The organism is Mycobacterium sp. 852002-10029_SCH5224772, assembly GCF_001667315.1.
Lineage (GTDB): Bacteria > Actinomycetota > Actinomycetes > Mycobacteriales > Mycobacteriaceae > Mycobacterium.
On sequence record NZ_LZHT01000106.1, the window covers coordinates 17,876 to 36,681 of the forward strand.

The following is an 18,806-nucleotide window of genomic DNA, read 5'->3' on the forward strand; positions in this document are numbered from 1 at the left end:
TGACTCGCGCCGGTGACGATGCAGAGCGCAGCGATGAAGAGGAGCCGCGCAATTGAGTGAGGCCATTCAGTGAGGATTGCTGTCACCGGGGCCAGCGGGGTGCTCGGCCGCGGCCTCGCCGTGCGGCTGCTCACCCAGGGCCACGATGTCGTCGGCATCGCCCGTCACCGCCCCGAAAGCTGGCCGAGCGCAGCCGACTTCGTCGACGCCGATATCCGTGATGCGGCCGCGGTCGACCGCGCCCTGGCCGGCGCCGAAGTCGTCGCGCACTGCGCATGGGCGACGAGTCGCGGACACGACGACCCCATCAGTCGCCAGGTCAACATCGGCGGCACCCGCAACGTGCTCGACGCGATGGCCGGGACCGGGTCCAGGCGGATCGTTTTCGCGTCGTCGGCGCACGTTTACGGCGGGGGAGATACGCCGAAGACCGAAGATGACGCCATAACTCCGGTGAGCGTTGATGGCCAATTCAAGGCCCGGGCCGAACACTTGCTTGCGGAATCGGGCGTGGAATGGATCGCGATCCGCTCCGCGCTGATCCTCGGCCGAAGCGTCGACAACTGGGTGCGTCGGCTGTTGGCGCTACCGGCGTTTCCCACCCGGTCGGGTGACCGCCGCATGCAGGTCGTCCACCTCGACGACGCGCTGCGGCTATTCAACCGGGCGATCGTGGAAGCTGGAATCGACAGCGGCCCGGTAAATCTCGCCGCTCCCGGGGAGGTGACCCTCCGGCAGATCGCCGCGACGCTCCACCGCCCGGTCGTGCGGGTGGGCTTCGCGCCGGCGGAGCTGCAACTGGCGCAGGGTGCTCCACTCATGGACATCTCACGGTTGCGCCAAGAGTGGGGATTCCGGTCGGCGTGGGAATCCGGCGAATGTGTCGACGATTTTGCGCTGGCGGTGCGCGGCCGGCTAACGGTGGGCAAGCGGGTGGTATCGCTGCCCTGGCGGCTGGCCAACATCCAGGACCTCCCTGCGGTCGACGCGCCGAGCAACGACGGGGTGAAACCCAATTTGGCGGGCGCAGCGGGAGATAACGGGGAATTCGACACACCCATCGACCCTCGCTTTCCCACGTTCCTGGCCACGAACTTGTCCGAGGCGCTCCCCGGCCCGTTCTCGCCGGCGTCGGCGTCGGCGACGGTGCGCGGACTGCGGGCCAGCGCCGTGTGCGTCGCCGAGCGGTTACGGCCCGGGGGGATGATCCAGCGCGAAATTGCGATGCGCATGGTCGCGGTGTTCGCCCACCGGCTGTACGGCGCCATCACGACCGCGCACTTCATGGCTGAGACGGTGCCTTTCGTGAAGCCGACGACGGTGGTGAGCAGCAGCGGGTTCTTCGGCCCGAGCATGGCGGCCCTGCCGATCTTCGGTGAGGAGCGTCCACGCTCCGACACCAGCCGTATCCGAAGGCGACTGCGGACCATACGCAACATCGGGGTATTCGGCGTCAACCTGATCGGTCTGTCGGCGGGCGCGCCACTGGACACCCGCGAATTCGTTGCAGATGTCGATCGCCTGGAGCGCTTGACCGATGGCGATCTGACCCGGCTCGACGATCGTCGGTTGCTGAGCCTCATCTCGTTGGCGCGGGACCAGGTGGTGCACGGCTGGGTGCTGGCGGCCGGCTCATTCCTGTTGTGTGCGGCGTTCAATGTGTTGCTGCGCGGTTTGTGTGGGCGAGACACCGCCGCGCCCGCCGGACCGGAATTGGTCAGCGCGCGTTCGGTCGAGGCGATGCAGCGGCTGGTGCTCGCCGCGCAGCGCGATCCCAAAGTGACGGCGCTGCTGGCAGAACCGGGGGACCGGCTGGACAAGCTGGCGGTCGAGGCACCGGAATTCCATGCCGCGCTGCGGGCCGAGCTGGCGCTGATCGGGCATCGTGGTCCGGCCGAGCTCGAGATGCTGTCAACCAGCTACGCCGACGATCCTGAGTTGCTGGTCCGGATGGTGACCAGGGCGATGAGCGCGCCGGCCGCGCCGGAGCCGCAGCGCACCCGGATTCCATTGCGGGCCAAGCCTATTGCGGCGCTGGCCACGCAGCAACTGCGGGACCGCGAAGTCCGCCGCGACAAAGTGGTGCGGGCGAACTGGGTGCTGCGAACTCTGCTGCGCGAGTATGGGCGTAGGGCCGTCGAGACGGGCGTCTTCGACGCCGCCGATGACGTCTTCTATCTGCTTGTCGACGAGCTCGATTCGCTACCGGCGAATGTCGGGGGCGTGGTGGCCCGGCGCCGGGAGGAACAACGCCGCCTGGTCGTGGTGGCTCCGCCGACGGTGTTCAGCGGAAGCTGGCAGCCAACCGCGGCCTCGTCACCCGCGCTTGCCGGCGGGGATAGCCTGCGCGGGGTCGGGGTGTGCGGCGGACGGGTTCGCGGACGGGTACGCATCGTGCGCCCCGATACCATCGACGAGCTACAGCCCGGCGAGATCCTCGTTGCGGAGGTCACCGACGTCGGATACACCGCGGCGTTCTGCTATGCCGCGGCGGTGGTGACCGAACTGGGCGGCCCGATGTCACACGCCGCCGTGGTGGCGCGCGAATTTGGTTTCCCCTGTGTGGTCGACGTTCAGGGCGCCACTCGGGTGTTACCGCCGGGCGCGCTTGTCGAAGTCGACGGCAGCACGGGGGAGATCAGAGTGCTCGACGCCAAAGATACGCTACCGAGCTAGCGTCCTGAGTCAGAAGTGCGGAACCGGTGCGGTTTGGCGTTCTGAGGCCGACAGGACTGGGTCGAATGTGGGGATTAGGTGCGAATTGCCTTCGTTTTTCATCCATATCCCACACGTTCGGTGAGCCGCAGCGCCTTTCAAGCGAACTAACGACTCATCGCGCTAGTCGAATTCGATGTGCAAACGGGTGGGGCCGCTCATGCCGAGAAGTGGTCGCCAGGGCGGTGTTTCGGTGCACCGTGGGTTCGGCAGGCGGCGTGAGAGAATCTTGAGCGCTTCGGAGAGTTCTCGCCTCGCAAGGTTTGCGCCCAGGCAGTAATGAGCTCCACCGCCGAAGGTCAAGATGGGCGGCGGATCGTTGCGCGTGATGTCGAAACGCGCGGGGTCGTCGTAGATAGACGGGTCTCGATTGGCTGCATAGGTGTTCACGATGATGAACGTGCCGGCCGGGAATGTGTACTCGCCGACCGCGACGTCGTCGGTCACGCTGCGCAGGGTGCTGCACATCGACGGGGAGTGGCGCATGGTTTCTTCGACGGCATTCATTCCGAGCTCCGGATTGTCGCGGAGCAACACCCACTGCTCTGGGTGCTCGCACAATACCTGCATCGAGGCCCCCAATTGCGTTCGGGTGGTGTCGGTTCCGGCTAGTAGGATGCTGAACGCCAGCATCCGCACTTCACCGGCATCGAGGCGGTCACCGCGATCCTCCGCCCGGATGAGTTCGGAGAGTAGGTCGTTTGTCAGCGCCTTACGCCGATCAGCGATCATCTCGTCGACGTATTCATCAAAAGCATCCCAGGCCTTCAGAACCTTTGGCTCCTCTTCGGCGAGATTGCAATCGAAGCTGACCACTTTGAAGATGTCCTCGGCCCATTTCGAGAACAGCTGCCAATCTTCCCGTGGCGCGCCTAGCAGAGCGCAAATGACTGGAATAGGGTAGGGTCGCGCGATTTGCTCGACAAACTCACAACTGCCCTCCGCGACAACGGCATCGGTGAGTTCATTGATGACGGCATGGATGGTTCCGTCCATGCCCGCGGTTGCCCGGGGCGTAAATGCCCTCGACACCAGGCTGCGCAACCGACGATGTTCGGGGCCGTTCATGCACAGGATGCTGGCAACGACGCGATCCCATAGCTCACCTGACGTCACGCCGTGAGCGGTGAGGTGAATACCTGGAGGAATTACGAAACGCGGGTCGCCGAGCACGGTTCGAGCAAGTTCGTAGGAGAGCACCTCCGGGCCGACCGGACCCAGCGCGATCGGCGCCACCTGCTGAGCAGCCCGAAATTGTGGATAGATTTCCTGAGGCGTGTCGGTGACGTCGTAGTTCAGTACCGGTAGATCAGCGTCGAAGACACTCGGCTTTGCGGTGCCGATGGTCATGATGTCTCCCTTGTGAGAATTCGCAGCGGTAGTCGGGGCACGGCGCTAGTCGGAAAGGGCCAGCTGATTTCGGGATCTAGCCAGCACGCCATCTATTTGAAACTCATTACGCCGCGCGGAAGCGTCAGCGGCAAGTCGTTGTATGTCGCGATGCCTGGCGCAGCTGCGACCACGGCAGTAACCGCATTGACAGCGGGCAAGGCCGTGATAATCATGCCCAGCACCATGAAGTCGGCCAGGGTTTCGAACGGGAAGTCCGGTGGTGGGAGTAGTTGGATCGAGGTCTTGACCGTGGGTTGTCCTTGGACTTCCAGTTCATACCCCATGGTGTCCATCTTCCAGTCGGGGTCCAACGTCTGACCCTTGCGCCACCTGACGCGGATCTCGACGACGTCGCGGTCGCCGACGAACCCTCGCCAGCGCGCGTCTATTCCTGCAACACAGCCCTTTTCAATTCTCCACGGACCGGGAAGATCGAGGTCCTCTGTGGTTTGCGCGTATTCGGCTTCGCATCGCACGTCATCAAGCTCGATACCCAACGCGTCGGCCATCATCAGTAATGCCTCGCGGAATACCCGTGTGCCTTCCGCCGTCATCGCCTGCAGGTCTGGGTTGTCGATGGGTTGACCGAAGCCCGCAGGCATTTCGGTTGCCGGCGAGTCGTACAGGGTGCTGTCTCCGGACTCAGTGATCGTGATCTTGTCAACCCGATCGCAGATCGTGGATGACATGACGGCCATCATCTCGACAAATCCCGGGTTGATGCCGCTGCCGAAGATGGTCGAGCCACCGCGCTCACATGCGTCGATGATGCGGTCACGACCTTCGCCGAAGGAGTGACCGGTGATGAAGGCGGCCGTCGTTACCACGTTGATCCCAGCCGAGAGTAGGCGGACGAGAAGGTCGACATCCGGCCACATCGGGTTGTAGATGACGCAGTCGGGCTGCAACGCAATGAGCGCATCGACGTCGTCGGTCGCCGTTACGCCAAGCGGCTCGATGCCGGCCAACTCGCCGATGTCGCGGCCGACCTTGTCGGGCGACCAGGCGTAGCACCCGACCAGTTCGAATGTGGGGTTCGAGGCGACCGCCCGCACTGACCGTTTGCCGACGCTCCCGGTGGTCCACTGAACAACCCGAAGGGGGGACTGCTCGCTATGCCTCAACGTCACGGTCGGGCCTTCCTTGGAGTCGGTTCATTGGTTTCATCGGTGATCAACCCGCAACGGCGGTGCCACGGTCACGATGTCTCCTGGTCGTGGAGCTGGGTTTGTCTCGCGAGTGGCTCGCGAATGCTTTTGGCTCGCAACGGTTCGAGTGGGTGATAGGGCTTCAGCACCGCGCCGAGTTGGGCCGCACCGGTAGGTCCGGCGGGTAATTCGCCCGGGTCCGGGATCATCGTCGCCGTGTTCTTGTCCGCGATCGTCGAGAGGTTGTCCCGCACTTTCTCGGCGGTGAGATCGGTATCGGTGTATCCCGCCGTCTGGCCGAAAACGCGAAAGCCGATGTTTCCGGCGGCGGCTTCGAGGTTGGCTCCGGAGAGCTCACAACACCGGTGAGATAGGTACGCGACAGCTGGCGAGACCAGCTTGGTAGGGAAGTGGTTTTCCATCAATTCGGTGAACGGTGACGTCTCATTGAAGTGGCGGATCGCGGTAGTGTTGGCGGCCGGTCCCAATGCATTGACCTTGATCCCCAATTCCGCACCCTCCACGGCCAACCCGCGGGTCAATCCGAAAATGCCGCTCTTGGCCGCACCGTAGATAGAGAGCTTCTCGATCCCGAACATCGCGCCGGACGTGGTGTTCACGATCCGTCCGTACCCTGCCTCGCGCATGTGCGGCCACGCCGCCCGGCACATCCATACGGTGCCCATCAGGTGCACGTCGATGATGTTGCGGATGTCGGCACTAGAGATCTCGTCGAAACGCGCCATGAAGCAGACACCGGCGTTATTCACCAGGATGTCCAGCCGTCCCCAGGTGTCCAGTGCGGTTGTGACTACTTTGCGCGCGTCTTCTTCCTCGGCGACGCTGTGCAGATCGGGAACCGCCTCGCCGCCGGCAGCGAGAATCTCTTCAACGACCTGCTCTGCGTTCGCCCGCATGATCCCCCGCCCGTCGGGACCGACACCAAGGTCGTTGACCACCACTTTGGCTCCCCGCTCGGCGAGCAGGGTGGCGTGGGAGCGGCCCAGACTTGGGTCCTGGCCGCCAGCGCCAGTAACGATGGCGACTTGGCCGTCGAACCGAAGTTCACTCATGGCACTCCTTAGACGACTTGTGTGAGAGCGGGATTGGTACGTGACATCTTTTAGCCCCTCACGGCAGGTTGGTCGACAGGAAAGTCAGTGGTAAGCCGAACACCGACAAGTCGATCTCATCGAGATAGTTGCCGTCGCCCTCGAAGCCTTGCCGGAAGCGGGTGGTCGAGCCATAGCGCTCGGCAATGGTTTCTGCCTCCGACGCTCCGGGTACTTGGAGCACTACCGTGAAAATGCCATTGCCGTGACTCGCCAGGAAGTCGGTTACCGACGTCGCAACTTCAGCTGTAGAGCCCGGGTTCGGGCTGATCAGCTCGATGCCTCGATTCCAATCCAGAAGCACGCGGATCCCGAGTTCGTCGAGCTCGACCTTTTCGAAGCTGAAGCCCAACTCGGACAGCAATTGTCCTACGGCGTCATGTTGTTCGCGTGACACGGCGAACACGACGTGATGCAACCGCGACGATGAATCATTCATCTGCGACCTCCGGGCAGAATTGAGAGAGGGGTCGGGGAGACGGACGACGCGGCCCGGGCGGGTCATCGCGGGCCGAACTCGATGGGCAGGGTTGTCGGTCCGCTCATGCCGAGCATCGGTTTCCACGGCGCCGGCCCGACGCGTCGGGCGTCGGGCATCCGGCAGGACAGGATCCTGAGCCCTTCAGCGAGCTCGAGCCTGGCGAGGTTTGCGCCGAGGCAGTAGTGCACGCCGCCACCGAAGGTCAATATCGCCGGGGCCCCCTTGCGGGAGATGTCGAAGCGCTCGGGATCCTGGTAGGTGGCGGGATCACGGTTGGCGGCAAAGGAATTCACAAAAATGTAAGTATCCTTGGGGAAGGTGTATCCGCCTAACTCGACGTCCTCGTTCACGGTACGGACCGTATTGCACACGGCGGGTGAGTGTCGCATGCTCTCCTCGACCGCAGACATGGCGAGTTCGGGATGCTCGCGTAGCAACGCCCATTGTTCGGGGTGATCGAGCAGCACCTGCACGGAAGCGGCCACCTGATTGCGGGTGGTATCCGTTCCCGCGAGCAATAATCCGGCCGCCGTCATACGCAGTTCGTCGGCGCTGAGGCGGTCGCCATCGTCCTCGGCACGAATGAGATTGGAGAGCAGATCGTCAGTCAGATGGTGTCGTCGTTCGGCGACCATCTCGTCGACATAGAGGTCGAGTTCGGCCCAGCCCCGAAGGACGGAGGGCATTTCTTCGACCAGATTCACCGAGAAGTTGACCATCTTGAAGATGGCTTCGGCCCATCGTTCAAAGTGTGTCCAATCCGCGCGTGGCGCACCGAGAAGGGCGCAGATGATGGGAATGGGATAGTGCCTAGCGATATCGGTGACGATGTCACAGCGGCCCGCGGCGGCAACGCCGTCGATCAGCTCGTTGATCACGTCGCCGATCGTTTCGTCCAGACGTGCGATTGCCCGCGGCGTGAACGCCCTTGATACCAGGGTGCGCAGCCGATGGTGTTCGGCGCCTTCCGCGCAGATGATGCTCCCGACGACCCTGTCCCAGAGTGGTCCTGAGGTCACTCCCTGCGCGCTCAGATGAAGGCCGGGTGGGACCACGAATCGGGTGTCGCGCAAAAGATTTCGGCATAGGTCGTAAGAGAGCACTTCGGGACCGAGCGGCCCGATGGCGATCGGTGCCCGCTGCTGTGCCGCTCGAATCCGGTCGCGGACCGCGTGCGGCGATTCGGTCACCTCATACTCGAGAGCCGGAAGTCCTGCCTCGAAGATGTTGGGCGCATCGGTGGCGGTGGTCACTTGCGCACGTCCTTTCAGTTGCGCGCCAGTACTCCGCGCGGAAGCAGCAGGGACAGGTTGTTGTAGGTGACGATGCCGGGGGGCGCGGCGACCACGGCGGGTATCGCGGTGATCGCCGGCATGGCGGTGATGGTCAATCCGAGCATGATGTAGTCGTCGATCGATTGGCCTTGAAAGTCCGCTGGCGGCTCGAAACTCAGGGTGCTCTTGATCGTTGGCCGGCCCTCCACCGTCACGGTGTAACCGAAAGTCGTCGACCAAGCCGGTTCCAGGAATTGACCTTTGGTCCACACGCCGCGAACCTCGACCACCTCGCGCGCAGCAAAAATTCCCTTCCACCGGACGTCGATGCCAGCGACGCAACCCTGCTTGATGGTCCAGTCGCCAGGCAGCACTAGATCCTCTGTGGTGTACGCATATTCGGCTTCACACCGGATGTCGTCGAGTTCGACTCCGAGAGCGTCGGCCATGAGCAGGACCGCCTCGCGGAAGATGCCAGATCCCTTCTCGGTGATCGCGTGCAGATCAGGCTGGTCGATCGGATAGCCGAAACCCATCGGTATTTCCGTCGCCGGAGAGTTGTAAATGGTGGTGTCGAAGGATTCGACAATAGAGATTCGGTCCACCCGGTCGGAGATACCGGCCGTGACGATCGCGAACAGCTCGATGAACCCCGGGTTGATGCCGCTACCGAAGATGGTCGAGCCCCCGCGCGCACATGCGTCGCTGATCCGTTCGCGGTCACGGCCCAGTTGGTGTCCCGTGATGAACTCAGATGTGGTCACGACGTTGATCCCCGCTTCGAGGATGCGGGTCACTTCATCGACACTGGCGAACATCGGGTTGTAGACAACGCAATCCGGCTCCAGGTTCAGTAGCGCATCGACGTCGTCGGTTGCCGGAATGCCCAAGGGTTTGATGCCGCACAGCTCACCGACATCACGGCCAACCTTGTCGGGAGACCATGCGTAGCAGCCGACGAGTTCCAGTAACGAATTCTCGGCGATCGCGTGGACTGACTTCTTGCCCACATTGCCGGTAGTCCACTGGACGACGCGATAGGTCATGGGTGCGGCGCCGCGTGTTGACGAGCGAGTCGTTCGTCGTGGATCCTGACGAGTTCGCGGAATCCGAGCCTGTGGTACTTCGGTATCGGCTGGATGCCCCACACGTCCTGTGCGGTGGCCTTGCCTTCGGCGCCCTCCGGGGGCCCGAACGGCGGGTAGGGGTACTTGCACTCCAAAGTGTCGTTGGAGTACCGGATCTTGAGCAGTTCACTGCAGACCTCGGTGAGACTCAACGTCGGGTAGCCGTAGTAGACCGCCATGAACGGCAGCGTGAAGGCGCCCTCGACCACCAGCGCCACCAGGCACACCAACACGGCACGCTTGATCCATTTATGCATTCGCGCGTAGTACGGCGTGGTCCCCGGCTCGAGATCGGTGGCCGGGTCTTTGTCTTCGGTGGTCGGTGCGGTCATGGCGCTGTTCCTTTTAGTCGGAGAAGATTTCGCGATTGACGGTGTGCAGATAGGGGATCGCCAGGAACGGGGTGATGTAGAAGATGTCGTAGAGCCACCAGCCGATGACCGGGAACACGACACCGGCGTAGCGCACGTCGGCGAACATGGTCATGTTGAACACATAGGCGGACCAGATCACCACGCCCATCCAGCAGGTGACGACCATCCACTGATGACCCCACCGCTTCATCTGCAGAAACCCGATCGCCGCGGCCACCCGCATGGAGAACACCGTGAGGATCAGCCCCGCCACATAGGCCTTCTCGCCCGGCCCCGCCGAGCCCCCGATCCAAAGCTCGTTGTAATGCCAGAAATAACCGGCGTCGAACATGTTGCCCCACCCGACCATCAGCACCCGGTTGATCAACGTGTGGTTGGCGACCAGGTCCAGGGCCCAGCCCAGGCTGTTGAGCATCCCGTCGATCAGGACCAGATAGCCGATCAGGGTCACGATCATCGGCCGCACCGAGAGGCCGGCGCGCAAGGCTTGCCGCTGCAGGAACACCCCGCGCATGAAGATCGGGAACCCGATCAGGCCCGGAGCCCACATGCCCATCAGGGCCGCGCCGACGATCATCCACTGGTCGGCACGACGCTGAGCTAGGCGGGATTGGTCGTGGTGATCCTCGAGGCCGAGCGACCCGTCTGTGCGGTTCGGCTTACCTCCCGAATTGCGTTTCAGCAGCGGTACGTTCACAGATCCCACCACCCCCGCGCGAACGACATGTAGAGCTGAATGCCGAACATCGCCAGCAGGTAGCCGTAGATGAAAATTTGGAAGATGATGAGCGCCCTTTTGCGCTTCTCCTCCTGTCGGTCCATGCCGGTTGCTCCTTTCCCTAAGGCGAACTGTTCGAGGTGGCCAGGCTGGCTGCCGCGACTTCACGCAGACCGTCGGTGACTGCGCCATCGGTGCTCAGCGGCGCGAGTATGCACGCGTCGGCCGCGTCCAATTCGGTTGCGCCGGCGGCAATCAACTGAGCGGCGGTCACCAGCACCCTGGTCGACGGCGGTTCGAAGTGGAAGGCTTCGTCGGCGGTACGGATCGCCAACGCGCACCCCACCAACCGCTGGGCGGTGGCCAGGGCGATTCCGGATTCGGCGACGATCACGTCGGCTTCGCGGTCGGGCGGCAAATATTGCATCGCCAGCGTGACGAACCGTTGGCGGAACGAGGGTTTGAGCTCCTTGAGCGAGCTGCGATAGGCCGGGTTGTACGAACACACCAGCATGAACTCTTCGGGGGCTTTCACCACCTCGCCGGCGCGGTCGAGGTACAGCGACCGACGGTGATCGGTGAGCGAATGCAGGATCGCCAGCGAGTCGTGGCGAGCCTCGACGACTTCGTCGAGATAGCAGATCGCACCGGCTTTGACGGCACGGGTCAGCGGTCCGTCGGTCCAGACGACATCGCCACCGGTCACCATGAAGCGGCCGACGAGATCGGAGCTGGTGAGGTCGTCGTGGCAACTGATCGTCACCACCGGCCGTTGCAGCAGCGAACCCATGTGTTCGACGAACCGGGTTTTGCCGCACCCGGTTGGACCGGTCAGCATCACCGGCAGGCGCCGTTGAAAGGCCTGCTCGAACAGCTGAACTTCGTTGCCGTTGGCGAAATATGTGTCGGTGGTCATCTTCTCCTCAGGTGGTCTGCGGTCAGGCTGCGACCAGTTCGCGATGGACATGGGCCAATACCCGGGGCAATTCCTCGATGCGTCGGATTCGTTGCGACCGCCGCGGCCCGAACACCTCCGGAAGTGGGTCGACCCGGGTCGGCCCGACGCCCACGTAATACATCGATACTCCGGCCTCGTTGGCCTCCTCGACGGCGTGCGCGGCATCGGCCCAGGCGTATCGGCCCTCGTAGCCCTCATCGGAGATCAGCCCGTCACCGATGACGATCAGCAGGCGCCGCTCGGAGGCCTGGGCAAGCAGCCGGTTGGTCAAATGGCGAAGTGGCGCACCGAGTCTGGTGTAGCCGCGCGTGGCCAGACCCAGCCCGCTCGGCGGCACGAACCGGCGGTCTTCGAAGTCCTTCAGGCACCGCACCTCGACCCGATGACGGGTGTTGCCGGTGAACACGAAAACACCATGGCGTTCGCGCGCCAGCGTCATGGCACGCGAAAGCGCATCGGCGCAGGCCAATTCCAGCTGGAACACGCGACCGCCGTGCACCCCTAACGACGAGCTGCCGTCGAGCAGCACCGCGGTGGTGACGTCGCGGCTGCTGGGCAGCAGGTCGCGGAACACCCTCGGTTCCTTGGCCTCGCCGGTCGTCAGGTCGATGTAGTGGTCGACGTATTGGTCGACGTCGAGGTCGGAGCCGTCTTCGAGGCGGTTGGTCATCGCACGGTGGGTGTGTTCTTCGAACCACTTGCGGACGTCGACGGCCACCGGCACCGGCCGGCGGAGGTGTCGGCCGTCGGCGTGCTCGGCCCGCTCAATCAAGGCGACGTGGTCGTGCATGAATTGCTGTGTCCACATGTTCCATTCGGGATAGGGAATCCCGGGCCGGTGTTGGGGTGTGACGTCGAGATCGTTGTCCTGTGGCCGGCTCGGCGGCGGCAAGTTCGGATTGCGGACACCCCCATCGCCGCCGACCGGAACCGAGTACGGTCGCGGAAGGCGCTTCTGTGTGGTGGTCCACGGCATCCGGCCAAAGCTGCGTCGCAGCTTGTCGGTCAAGCCTTGCGGCGTCGTGTAGGCCAGCGGCAAGGCGCCCAAAAGCGGGGGGACCGTCAGTTCCTGGTTGGTGGCCGCCAATGCGATTGCCCGGTTGAGCATCTGGGCGACGTCCATGTCAGCGGCCTCGGCGTGGACTTGAGGGAGCAGTCGTTGGACATCGGGGAGTAGGCCGGGCCACCGCGACGCTATCCAGCCGAGCGCAACGCCGCCTTCGACGAGCGTGAGCGCACGCAGTTCACGAGCGGACAGCTCGGCCAGGCGATATTCGGTGACGCGTTCCTTCGATGGCGAACACTGCAGGGCCACACCGCAGGTCAGGGTTCTGCGTGTCCAATCGGACTGTGCGCGAAAGGGGGTGGGATAGGGGACATGGACGAACGTGAGCGCCGCGTTCAATCCGAAGTTCCGCCGCTCGCCCGTGACGAGCCGAACGCCTTCGCGGCGTTGGTCGCTGAGTGCGACCGCCGTCACCGCGCAACTGCGTTCCAGCGCCATGGCGTGGCCGTCGGAATGCTCAGTCATCGATCCAATCCCGTTCTCCCCGGACCCCGGCTCAGAACGTGCCGATGTTGGAGAACAGCCAGTACCAGAACCAGATGATCAGGCCGGTGCCGCCCCACGCGGCGACATAGCGAAGGATCTCCCACAGATAACCCACGATGTGACCTCCTCGGTGACGTGGTCAGGTGATGCGTGCTGAGCTTTCCAAAACTCTCGTGAGCCAAAGGCGCGTACGGCATTTCAGTCGGAAAAGAGTTCACGGTTGACGGTGTGCAGATAGGGGATGGCCAGGAACGGGGTGATGTAGAAGATGTCGTAGAGCCACCAGCCGACGACCGGCAGCACGACGCCGGCAAAGCGCACGTCGGCGAACATGGTCATGTTGAAGACGTAGGTAATCCAGATGACCACCCCCATCCAGCAGGTGATGACCATCCACTGGTGGCCCCAGCGTTTCATCTGTAGAAAGCCGATGGCAGCGGCGATCCGCATGGTGAACACGGTCAGGATGAGGCCGACCTCCAGGGCCTTCTCGCCGGGGCCGGCCGCGCCGCCGACCCACAACTCGTTGTAATGCCAGAAATAACCGGCGTCGAACATGTTGCCCCACCCGTTGAGCAGCACGCGGGCCAGCAGCGTGTGGTTGGCTACCAGGTCAAGGGCCCAGCCGACGGTGTTGATGGCGGCGTCGATGATGACGAGATAGCCGAGCAGGGTGACCAGCATCGGCCGAACGGAGAGGCCGTCTCGTTGTGCCCGGCGCAGCAATCGCACTCCCCAGAGAAACAGGGGCAGCCCGAAAACGCCCAGGGCCGCGGTGCCGATCAGGAGACTGCCCGAGATAAGCCATTTGTCGGCCCGGTGCTGCGCCATCTGTGAGCGTTCCATGTGCTCGTCGATGGTCAGGCCCGTTGGGCCAGAGCCAGGCGAACGGGTGGCTGCACCAATCCCGGCATCGCGCTGATGCAGCTTCGGCAAATCCACGAACCCTCCCCGCCATCGACACTGATTGGATCGGCGAGTGCACTATAACAGGCTGACTACAGTCAGCATAAGACGCTGATGAATTCGCGGCAATCATCCGGCGAGATCCTCCGCGGTACTGGCAGTTATGACGCGGCACAGCACTAATGCCGGCGTTCCGGGCCGCCATAGGCGCCGGAGCGCCATGGCAATCGCACTGACGAAAGTCAGCTTGCAATCGTTGACACGCCCTTCGGGAGACGCCTACGCTCAGCGAGCGCTCAAGCGTTCTGGCCATGCAAAGGAGTAGCGATGACGCTCAAGTCGCCGGCTGAGAAGAAATATCGCGTAATCCAATGGGGCGTCGGCAATGTCGGGACGATAGCGCTCCGGCACTTCGTGCATAATCCTGCCTACGAACTGGTCGGAGTCCTGTGCAATCGACCCGAGAAGGTCGGCAAGGACGCCGGTGAGCTCTGCGGCAAACCGCCGACCGGCGTGCGGGCCACCACCGACAAGGATGCCATCGAGGCGCTCGACGCCGACTGCGTCTTCTATGCGCCGTTATGGTCGGACCCCGACGAGGTGTGCCGCTTACTGCGCGGCGGCAAGAATGTCGTCGCGTCGGGTGGGGCGTGGTGGTATCGGACCGAGCACAGTCAGGCGGACATCGACAAGATCGATGCCGCCTGCCGCGAGGGCGGCACATCGTTTCATGCCGGTGGTGTCAACCCGGGGTTTGCCGGAGACCTGCTCGTCCTGACGTTGGCTCGAATCGTCAGTCAGATCGACACTATTCACATCTACGAGGTGGTGAATTTCGGCCGGGACACCCTGAAGTACCTGTTCGAGATGGGAATGGGAAGCGATCCGGCCGGGTTTGAGGATGGCCCAAATCTGTTGGGGCAAGCATGGCCGTTGTTCGCCCAGTCGATGGCAATGGTCGTCGAGGGAATGGGTAAAACAGTCGAGAAATACACTACTGAGGTAGAGCTCGGGACCGCCACCCGCGATATCCCCTTCGAGGGAGGGGAGAACAGCGACATGCCCGGCTTCAAGGGCGTCATCAAAAAGGGAACTGTCGCACGCCAGCACCACGAGTGGACGGCGTGGGTGGACGGCAAGCCCCTTATCGTTTTTCACGAGATCTACACGATGGACACCTTCGACGCCATTGAACCGCAAGAAGATTGGCCCCAGCATTACCACTACCGGATAGTGATCGAGGGTGATTCCTCCACCGAACTGATCCTGCAGGGAGCCCAAGACCCGAATGGCGGTTACGCGTTGCCCGGCTACACCTGGACCGCGATGGGCCCGGCGAACGCCATTCCCGCGGTCTGCGACGCTCCGCCGGGATTCATGTCCCACAAGGAACTCGGCCTGATGCCGCTGCGTGGCGTCATACGGCCCTAGCGTCGAGGCGCCTCAGGGCTTCAAACTTCGCACTGTCCTCGCGACGAAGTCTTCCAGCAGGGTGTGGCCAGTAGGCCAGTGGTTGGTCGTGATCAACAGGGCGTAGAGACCCAACAAGAAGAACACCGCACTGTTCATGGGATTGACGTGCCGATCCGTCTCACCGCGTTCTTGCGCCTGCGTGATTTCCCGGGCGACCAAGACGATCAACGGGTGATCCCTGCCGTCTTCTGTTTGCGGGCGGGTTTGGGAGAAGTGCAGCGCGAGAAAATCATTGAAGAGCCGATCGCCCAGGCGACGTTCCAACCCGACCACCAGGCGCACCGCCTCATTCAATGCGGAAACAAGATCGTGCTTGGACTTCAAGGATTGCGCGAATTGCTTGGCGATGCGGTCCTCTTCGCGGCGTTCCAACTCCAGCAGCACATGTTCCTTGGTGGGGAAGTGAAAGAAGAAGGTCCCATGCGCGACTCCTGCGGCGGCCACGATGGCACTGACATCGGCCTCGGCCATGCCGGCGCGAGCGAACTCCGCGATCGCGGCGCCCATCAATCGCTCCCTCGTCTGCAAGCGCTTTGCTTCCCGTGCCGACAGGCGATCCGTCACAGCCATTTCTTTCCTCACGGTTGACCCGACTCATGCGAGAGTTCCGGTGCTCACCGCCCCATTATGCCGTGTCCGGGTCAGAAACGCTTGCACAACTTGATCATCCTCTGACAATCGGAGGCCTTGTCGATGGCAATTCGACCGAGTCGTTGACTTTAGTCAGCAGGCTTCATAGATTGAACGGCGCACCCACGCGCGATCGAAGGAGCTCGGCATGGCGTTGGAACAGTTCCAGCTGGATGGGCAGGTCGCGATCGTCACGGGCGCCGGGAAGGGCGTCGGGGCGGGCATCGCCCGGGTGTTGGCGGAAGCCGGCGCCACGGTTGTCGGGACCGCCCGCACCGAGGCGGATATCGTTGGCACAATTGAGGGTATCGAGGCCGCGGGTGGCAAGGGGCTGGCGCTCGTCGCGGATGCGATGAGTCGTGCCGATTCAGAGCGCGTCGTCAACACCGCGATGGAGCGGTTCGGCCGCATCGACATTCTCGTCAACAATGTCGGCGGCTCCACCTACGCGCGGTTCTTGGACATCACCGACGAGGACTTCCGGCACACCTTCGACTGGTGCGTGACGTCCGCGTTCATCATGAGCCAACTCGTGGCCCCGCACATGCTCAGCGCGGGACGCGGATCCATCGTCAACATCTCGTCCGGTTCCGCCCGGTTCGGCATCCGCGCGTTGACCGCCTATTGCGTCGCCAAGGGCGGCCTCGAGGCACTTACCCGCGCCATGGCACAGGAACTCGCGCCAAAGATCCGCGTCAACGCCATTGCGTTGGGTTCGTTCGCCACCGATGGGCTGCGGGGCAGCCTGGACTTGATGCCCGGCTCGCTGGAGAAAATGCAGGAGGCCACACCGCTGCATCGGCTGGGTGACGTCGAGGATCTCGGGCGGCTCACGGTATACCTGAGCACGCGGGACTGCTACGCGACGAACGCGATCTTCCACGTCGACGGCGGCATCGACTCGAACAATTCGCCGTTGCCAATCCCCGATTACTGACCTGGACCGCGATGCAACGCGTCATGATGGGTCATCGCTCGCGGTCGGAAGGATGAGGGTCAGTGCGTAGAGTCATACAGTTCTCCACCGGAAATGTGGGTCGGCATTCGTTGCGGGCCATCATCGGACGACCGGATCTGGAACTGGTTGGCGTGCACGCCGCCAGCGCCGACAAGATCGGCAAGGACGCGGCGCAGCTCTGCGGGCTGGACGAACCGACCGGCATCATCGCCACCGACGATATCGACACGCTGCTCAACCTCGGCGCCGATTGTGTCGTCTACACATCGCAGGGCGAGACACGGCCCATCGAAGCCATCGAGCAGATGGCCAAGTTCCTCGCCGCGGGCATCAACGTCGTTGGCACGTCGATGGTCTGGCTGGTGACGCCCCGCCACGCCGAGGATTGGTTGCGCGCGCCTCTGGAAGCCGCATGTGCGGCCGGCAATACTTCGCTCTACGTCAACGGCATCGACCCGGGCTTCTCCGGCGACACATTGGTGCATTCCGCGGTCAGCCTCACTACGCGCGTCTCTTCGATCACCGTGCAGGAAATCTTCGACTACGGCAACTACGATGACGCCGAGTTCACGGGTGCGGCAATGGGATTCGGGTCCACACCGAACGACGACTCACCGATGATGTTTTTACCCGGGGTGATCGTGTCGATGTGGGGCGGTCAGGTGCGCAGCCTGGCTGACCATCTCGACATCAAGCTCGACGAGGTGCGCCAGCGCGTCGAACCTTGGTATACCCCCGAACGCATCGAGTGCACGATGATGACGGTTGAGCCCGGACAGATGGCCGCGGTGCGCTTTGCCACCGAGGGCGTGCGCGACGGCGAACCGGTGATCACCCTCGAGCACGTCACCAGGCTTACCCAGGCTGCGGCACCCGACTGGGAGTTCCCGCCCTCGGGCCACACCGGCGTGCACCGCGTCGTCGTCGAGGGTGAACCGCGGGTTGAGATCAACACCCACGTGTCCCATCCGGTGCTGGATTCCACCGATGCCGGCTGTATCTCGACGGCCGGCCGGGCCGTCAATGCGATCGACTGGGTGTGCAGTGCGCCATCGGGACTGATCGGTGTCGAGGACATCCCGCTGTCGGCGACGATGCGCGGGCTGATGTGGAACGAGCGGTGAACTGACGGCCTCAGCTCCAGGACGCGTTGCCGGTAAACGCATTCTGATCACCGGCGCCGCTCGCGGCATGGGGCGCGGCCATGCGCTGCGGCTGGCGCAGGAGGGTGCGGACCTCATCCTCGTCGACATCTGCCAATCCTTGCCGCAGATTGAGTATCCCTTGGCCACCGATGACGATCTAGCCGAAACGACAAGGCTGGTACGAGATTTCGGCCGTCGCTGTGTGAGTCGCGTCGTCGACGTTCGTGACGAGGTGCGACTACGCTCCGCGGTCGACGAGGGAGTCAGCGAGCTGGGCGGGCTGGACGGCGCGGTCGCCAACGCCGGCGTGCTCACGGTGGCGCCATGGGACAAGACCACCGCCGATCAGTGGCGCACGGTTGTCGACGTGAACCTGATCGGCGTCTGGAACACCTGTGCCGCCGCGATACCGCACCTGCTTGAGCAGGGTGGAGGCAGCCTGGTCAACATCAGCTCCGCCGGTGCGATCAAAGGCTTTCCGCTGCAGACGCCCTACACGGCCGCCAAGCACGGGGTCGTCGGCTTGACGCTGGCGTTGGCGAACGAACTGGCGGCACAGAACGTGCGCGTCAACACCGTGCTTCCCACCGGCGTTCCCACCGGGATGGTTCCGCTGTCGTTCGGGCCCCTCTTGGGAGAGCATCGGTCCGATCTCATTCCCATCTTCGTCAATGCGATGCCCACGCCGGCCGTCGAGCCCGCCGACGTCAGCAGCGCAGTGCTGTTCCTGCTCTCGGACGAGTCCCGATACGTCACGGGGCTCGAGTTCAAAGTCGACGCCGGCGTGACGATCAATTAGAGCGAAACGCGGCAACGCCGGCCCCGAAGGCAGTTTGCGTGTTC

The 18,806-nt window shown here is 63.4% G+C and carries 18 protein-coding genes; 5 read left to right on the forward strand and 13 right to left on the reverse strand.

All coding sequences use genetic code 11. From position 1 onward, the window contains the following. The first annotated feature begins 69 nt into the window (after positions 1-69). Positions 70-2,676, forward strand: coding sequence for a sugar epimerase family protein (locus tag A5775_RS18425; protein WP_067255539.1), 2,607 nt, complete (start codon positions 70-72; stop codon positions 2,674-2,676). A gap of 162 nt (positions 2,677-2,838) precedes the next feature. Here A5775_RS18425 and A5775_RS18430 read toward each other — a convergent pair whose 3' ends face one another. The 12 genes from A5775_RS18430 to A5775_RS18480 form a co-directional block, all read right to left on the reverse strand. Beyond that, positions 2,839-4,065 (reverse strand): cytochrome P450, encoded by a 1,227-nt coding sequence (locus A5775_RS18430; RefSeq protein ID WP_067255541.1) that lies wholly within the window; start codon positions 4,063-4,065, stop codon positions 2,839-2,841. Between the two features lie 92 nt (positions 4,066-4,157). After that, positions 4,158-5,231, reverse strand: coding sequence for a dihydrodipicolinate reductase (locus A5775_RS18435; protein WP_067255867.1), 1,074 nt, complete (start codon positions 5,229-5,231; stop codon positions 4,158-4,160). 74 nt (positions 5,232-5,305) lie between these two features. Continuing rightward, positions 5,306-6,328, reverse strand: coding sequence for an SDR family NAD(P)-dependent oxidoreductase (locus A5775_RS18440; RefSeq protein ID WP_082953071.1), 1,023 nt, complete (start codon positions 6,326-6,328; stop codon positions 5,306-5,308). Between the two features lie 58 nt (positions 6,329-6,386). Beyond that, positions 6,387-6,806: a hypothetical protein gene (locus tag A5775_RS18445; RefSeq protein WP_067255542.1), complete on the reverse strand. Its 420-nt coding sequence runs from the start codon at positions 6,804-6,806 to the stop codon at positions 6,387-6,389. 62 nt (positions 6,807-6,868) lie between these two features. Continuing rightward, entirely contained in the window at positions 6,869-8,101 is a 1,233-nt protein-coding gene (locus A5775_RS18450; RefSeq protein WP_067255544.1) for a cytochrome P450, read from the reverse strand. Between the two features lie 14 nt (positions 8,102-8,115). After that, positions 8,116-9,168, reverse strand: coding sequence for a dihydrodipicolinate reductase (locus A5775_RS18455; protein WP_067255546.1), 1,053 nt, complete (start codon positions 9,166-9,168; stop codon positions 8,116-8,118). Next, positions 9,165-9,581 (reverse strand): hypothetical protein, encoded by a 417-nt coding sequence (locus A5775_RS18460; protein ID WP_067255548.1) that lies wholly within the window; start codon positions 9,579-9,581, stop codon positions 9,165-9,167. Before A5775_RS18460 ends, A5775_RS18455 begins: the two co-directional genes overlap by 4 nt. A 13-nt stretch (positions 9,582-9,594) precedes the next feature. Further along, a complete protein-coding gene (locus A5775_RS18465) occupies positions 9,595-10,320 on the reverse strand; it encodes a hypothetical protein (RefSeq protein WP_067255551.1) in 726 nt (241 codons plus the stop codon). After that, positions 10,317-10,445, reverse strand: coding sequence for a hypothetical protein (locus A5775_RS26080; RefSeq protein ID WP_255362120.1), 129 nt, complete (start codon positions 10,443-10,445; stop codon positions 10,317-10,319). The genes A5775_RS18465 and A5775_RS26080 overlap by 4 nt, the downstream gene beginning before the upstream one ends. A gap of 17 nt (positions 10,446-10,462) precedes the next feature. Further along, positions 10,463-11,257 carry a CbbQ/NirQ/NorQ/GpvN family protein gene (locus A5775_RS18470; RefSeq protein ID WP_067255554.1) on the reverse strand — a complete coding sequence of 265 codons (795 nt, stop codon included), beginning with the start codon at positions 11,255-11,257 and terminating at the stop codon, positions 10,463-10,465. A gap of 22 nt (positions 11,258-11,279) precedes the next feature. Beyond that, complete coding sequence (locus A5775_RS18475; protein WP_067255557.1) at positions 11,280-12,830, reverse strand: nitric oxide reductase activation protein NorD; 1,551 nt, start codon at positions 12,828-12,830, stop codon at positions 11,280-11,282. A 219-nt stretch (positions 12,831-13,049) separates the two neighbouring features. Further along, the gene (locus A5775_RS18480; RefSeq protein ID WP_156660774.1) at positions 13,050-13,697 is read right to left on the reverse strand and encodes a hypothetical protein; all 648 of its coding nucleotides are present in this window, start codon (positions 13,695-13,697) and stop codon (positions 13,050-13,052) included. A gap of 387 nt (positions 13,698-14,084) precedes the next feature. On the opposite strand from A5775_RS18480, the gene A5775_RS18485 reads away from it, so the two are divergent. Next, positions 14,085-15,188, forward strand: coding sequence for a dihydrodipicolinate reductase (locus A5775_RS18485; RefSeq protein WP_067255560.1), 1,104 nt, complete (start codon positions 14,085-14,087; stop codon positions 15,186-15,188). 12 nt (positions 15,189-15,200) lie between these two features. Here the strand turns inward: A5775_RS18485 and A5775_RS18490 are convergent, their stop codons facing one another. Continuing rightward, positions 15,201-15,800: a TetR/AcrR family transcriptional regulator gene (locus tag A5775_RS18490; protein WP_067255563.1), complete on the reverse strand. Its 600-nt coding sequence runs from the start codon at positions 15,798-15,800 to the stop codon at positions 15,201-15,203. A 208-nt stretch (positions 15,801-16,008) separates the two neighbouring features. On the opposite strand from A5775_RS18490, the gene A5775_RS18495 reads away from it, so the two are divergent. From A5775_RS18495 to A5775_RS18505, 3 genes are all read left to right on the forward strand, one after another. Further along, positions 16,009-16,797, forward strand: a complete 789-nt coding sequence (locus A5775_RS18495; RefSeq protein WP_067255566.1) for an SDR family NAD(P)-dependent oxidoreductase — start codon at positions 16,009-16,011, stop codon at positions 16,795-16,797. A 62-nt stretch (positions 16,798-16,859) separates the two neighbouring features. Beyond that, positions 16,860-17,942 carry a dihydrodipicolinate reductase gene (locus A5775_RS18500; protein ID WP_067255569.1) on the forward strand — a complete coding sequence of 361 codons (1,083 nt, stop codon included), beginning with the start codon at positions 16,860-16,862 and terminating at the stop codon, positions 17,940-17,942. A gap of 1 nt (position 17,943) precedes the next feature. Continuing rightward, positions 17,944-18,762: a mycofactocin-coupled SDR family oxidoreductase gene (locus A5775_RS18505; RefSeq protein ID WP_082953072.1), complete on the forward strand. Its 819-nt coding sequence runs from the start codon at positions 17,944-17,946 to the stop codon at positions 18,760-18,762. Positions 18,763-18,806 lie beyond the last annotated feature (44 nt).

Excerpts from the sequence above, each read along its gene's own strand:
- A5775_RS18430 (WP_067255541.1), bottom strand. The coding sequence starts at position 4,065 with ATGACCATCGGCACCGCAAAGCCGAGTGTCTTCGACGCTGATCTACCG.
- A5775_RS18440 (WP_082953071.1), bottom strand. The coding sequence starts at position 6,328 with ATGAGTGAACTTCGGTTCGACGGCCAAGTCGCCATCGTTACTGGCGCT.
- A5775_RS18445 (WP_067255542.1), bottom strand. The coding sequence starts at position 6,806 with ATGAATGATTCATCGTCGCGGTTGCATCACGTCGTGTTCGCCGTGTCA.
- A5775_RS18455 (WP_067255546.1), bottom strand. The coding sequence starts at position 9,168 with ATGACCTATCGCGTCGTCCAGTGGACTACCGGCAATGTGGGCAAGAAG.
- A5775_RS18460 (WP_067255548.1), bottom strand. The coding sequence starts at position 9,581 with ATGACCGCACCGACCACCGAAGACAAAGACCCGGCCACCGATCTCGAG.
- A5775_RS26080 (WP_255362120.1), bottom strand. The coding sequence starts at position 10,445 with ATGGACCGACAGGAGGAGAAGCGCAAAAGGGCGCTCATCATCTTCCAA.
- A5775_RS18470 (WP_067255554.1), bottom strand. The coding sequence starts at position 11,257 with ATGACCACCGACACATATTTCGCCAACGGCAACGAAGTTCAGCTGTTC.
- A5775_RS18475 (WP_067255557.1), bottom strand. The coding sequence starts at position 12,830 with ATGACTGAGCATTCCGACGGCCACGCCATGGCGCTGGAACGCAGTTGC.
- A5775_RS18480 (WP_156660774.1), bottom strand. The coding sequence starts at position 13,697 with ATGGAACGCTCACAGATGGCGCAGCACCGGGCCGACAAATGGCTTATC.
- A5775_RS18485 (WP_067255560.1), top strand. The coding sequence starts at position 14,085 with ATGACGCTCAAGTCGCCGGCTGAGAAGAAATATCGCGTAATCCAATGG.
- A5775_RS18490 (WP_067255563.1), bottom strand. The coding sequence starts at position 15,800 with ATGGCTGTGACGGATCGCCTGTCGGCACGGGAAGCAAAGCGCTTGCAG.
- A5775_RS18495 (WP_067255566.1), top strand. The coding sequence starts at position 16,009 with ATGGCGTTGGAACAGTTCCAGCTGGATGGGCAGGTCGCGATCGTCACG.